General features: G+C 59.1%; 3 protein-coding genes and 1 pseudogene. 1 reads left to right on the top strand and 3 read right to left on the bottom strand.

Translation table 11 applies throughout. From position 1 onward, the window contains the following. Window positions 1–18 precede the first annotated feature (18 nt). Both AC1DWI_RS22145 and AC1DWI_RS22150 read right to left on the bottom strand, forming a co-directional pair. Window positions 19–747, bottom strand: coding sequence for an ABC transporter substrate-binding protein (locus AC1DWI_RS22145; protein ID WP_477725785.1), 729 nt, complete (start codon window positions 745–747; stop codon window positions 19–21). A gap of 4 nt (window positions 748–751) precedes the next feature. Next, the gene (locus AC1DWI_RS22150) at window positions 752–1054 is read right to left on the bottom strand and encodes an ABC transporter substrate-binding protein (RefSeq protein WP_477725786.1); all 303 of its coding nucleotides are present in this window, start codon (window positions 1052–1054) and stop codon (window positions 752–754) included. A 184-nt stretch (window positions 1055–1238) separates the two neighbouring features. On the opposite strand from AC1DWI_RS22150, the gene AC1DWI_RS22155 reads away from it, so the two are divergent. Further along, window positions 1239–2075: an IclR family transcriptional regulator gene (locus tag AC1DWI_RS22155; protein ID WP_477668012.1), complete on the top strand. Its 837-nt coding sequence runs from the start codon at window positions 1239–1241 to the stop codon at window positions 2073–2075. Between the two features lie 20 nt (window positions 2076–2095). Here the strand turns inward: AC1DWI_RS22155 and AC1DWI_RS22160 are convergent. Next, window positions 2096–2324, bottom strand: a pseudogene (locus AC1DWI_RS22160) (iron dicitrate transport regulator FecR); the annotation flags it as partial.

A 2324-nucleotide genomic window follows, 5' to 3' on the forward strand; every position in this document is an offset into this window, starting at 1 on the left:
TCCTGGAAGTGCGCCGCGCTACTTGAGCAACCTGCCGTCGCGGCCGATCACGGTCACTTCAACAAACTTCGAGCMGACACGGTTCTYCGGCGAAAAGCTGACCTTGAAGCCTCCTGCGTCGTAGTTGTTCATCTTCTCCAGCTGGGTGATGATTTTCTGGCGCGTTGGATCGGCACCGCTGCGGCGCATGGCTTCAACAAGAATCTTGGCTGCAATGAAGGACTCCATGCTGGCGTAGGAGACCACCTTGTCCGGCTGGTATTTGGCCATCAGGGTCTGGAACTCGCGGGCCACCGGCGCCAGGGTGGAATAAGGGTAGGGCATGACCTGGGAAATACCGATGCCGCGGGCGTTGTCCTCCCCGGCATTTTTGAGCAGTTCCTTGAAATTCACCACCGAGATACTGAACAGGCGAGCCTTGCTGCCTTGTGCCCGCATCTTCTTGATGAAAGCGGCGGAGGCGCGGTTGACTGAAACCATGATGATGGCGTCAGGATTGGCCGGGGTGATGGCCGCGACCGCTCCATCGACTTCCTCAGGCTTGGTGCGGTCGTAGTTGCCCGTGGCCACGGCCGTCATGCCCAGTTTTTTCAGCGCGCTTTCCGCACCTGCCAGGCCGCTTTTGCCGAAGGGGTCGTCCTGGTACATCACCGCGAAGCGGCGCAGGCCAATGGTGTGCAGGTGTTCCACCATGCGGGCAGTTTCGTCGGCGTAGCTGGCCCGGATGTGGAAAATCAGGGGGTTCACCGGGTCACGCAAATCCCAGCAGCTGGCGCGTCAGGGCAAGGGTCTGCTCCGGCTTGTAGCTGTCGTCTTTCAGTGCGACGCGTATCTTGCGACCATAAATTCCGCCGTTGTCGTTGACATAGGCGAAATACGCAGCGCCGCCGGCCACGTATTCGTTACCGGTTCCGGCGATGGTGCCTGTCAGCGGCGCCACCTGACCGATCACCAGATCTTCGCGTGCCGGCGCCGCCTGCCCGGAAAGGACAACCGACAGCAGGGCGGCAAAGCTCAGGGCTTTGGCCATGAGATGAATTTTTTTGTGTTCCATCAGTCTTCCTGGTTAATTAAGATTACTTACTTGTTCTGCATTGCAGAACTATTTTCCTGATCATTGTTCAAATTGTGAAACATTAGGATACATTTTCACTAGTGGATTTCCCTTGAGTGATGAGTGCAATGACGTCTGGGTGCCACAATCGCTGGACTTTTTATTCCGCAATGCAGAACTGGTAATGTCCCAATCTCCTGTTCCCACCAGGTCGGCCCCCGGAACGGTCAGCCCCGTCCATGCCAAGGAGGATCGGCACTTTGTGACGGCATTGGCACGCGGCCTGGATGTGCTCAGTGCTTTTCGCTCGCGAGACCGGTCCTTGGGCAACACGGAACTGGCACGCCGTTGCGGCCTGCCCAAGTCAACGATTTCGCGTTTGACCTATACGCTGACCAAGCATGGCTACCTCGAGCATGCGCAGGACGCCAGCGGTCGCGCGGGGTATCGGCTGGGGAGTGCGGTACTGGCGCTGGGCAGCGCCATGCTGGCGCGCATGGACATGCGGCAGCTCGCCAGGCCGTTGATGCAGGATCTCGCCGACAGTTCGCAGGCCATGGTATCGCTGGGGATACGCGATCGCCTGAGCATGATTTATGTGGAAAACTGCCGCAGCGAATCTGCGCTCACGCTCAGCCTGGACGTAGGTTCGCGCATTCCACTGGCCAGCACTGCGATGGGGCGAGCCTACCTGTGCGGCTGTTCGGATAAGGAGCGTGAGACCCTGCTTGAGCGTATTCGGGTCCAGGACGAGGAAGCGTGGCCTAAAACCCGCGAGGTGATGGCGCTGGCGCTGGCGCATTACCGCGATCACGGCTGCTGCGCGTCTTTTGGTGATTGGCAGAAGGACGTTAACGCTATTGCTGCTGCATTCCGGCCACCGGGTAGACGCTCCGTCATGGTGGTGAGCTGCGGCGGCCCGGGGTTCAATCTTTCGCCRCATTTCCTGATGACGCAGGTGCAGCCGCAACTGGTGGCATTGGTCAGGCGGCTGCAAAACGCATCCGGCGATGCCTTATAGGCAGCGCCGGTGAGGCCGGGTCAGTAGGTCATTTTTCCGCTGCCGTCCTTGATCCCTTTCCTGCCTGCAATTTGCCAGGAGGTACGCTGATCGATCAGGCCGGCTAGGAATTCCAGTTCCTCGTCACTGTGATTGATCGCGTTGGCAGGGGTGAGACGGCGGCCGTTTTTGGGCTCCACTTCGCCCCAGAATGACTGGTGGTAACTTGACTGTGACACGGTCTTTTCCCCGTTCGACTCCATGTCAACC

The sequence above is a fragment of the Polaromonas sp. P3_C2 genome, assembly GCF_056402675.1.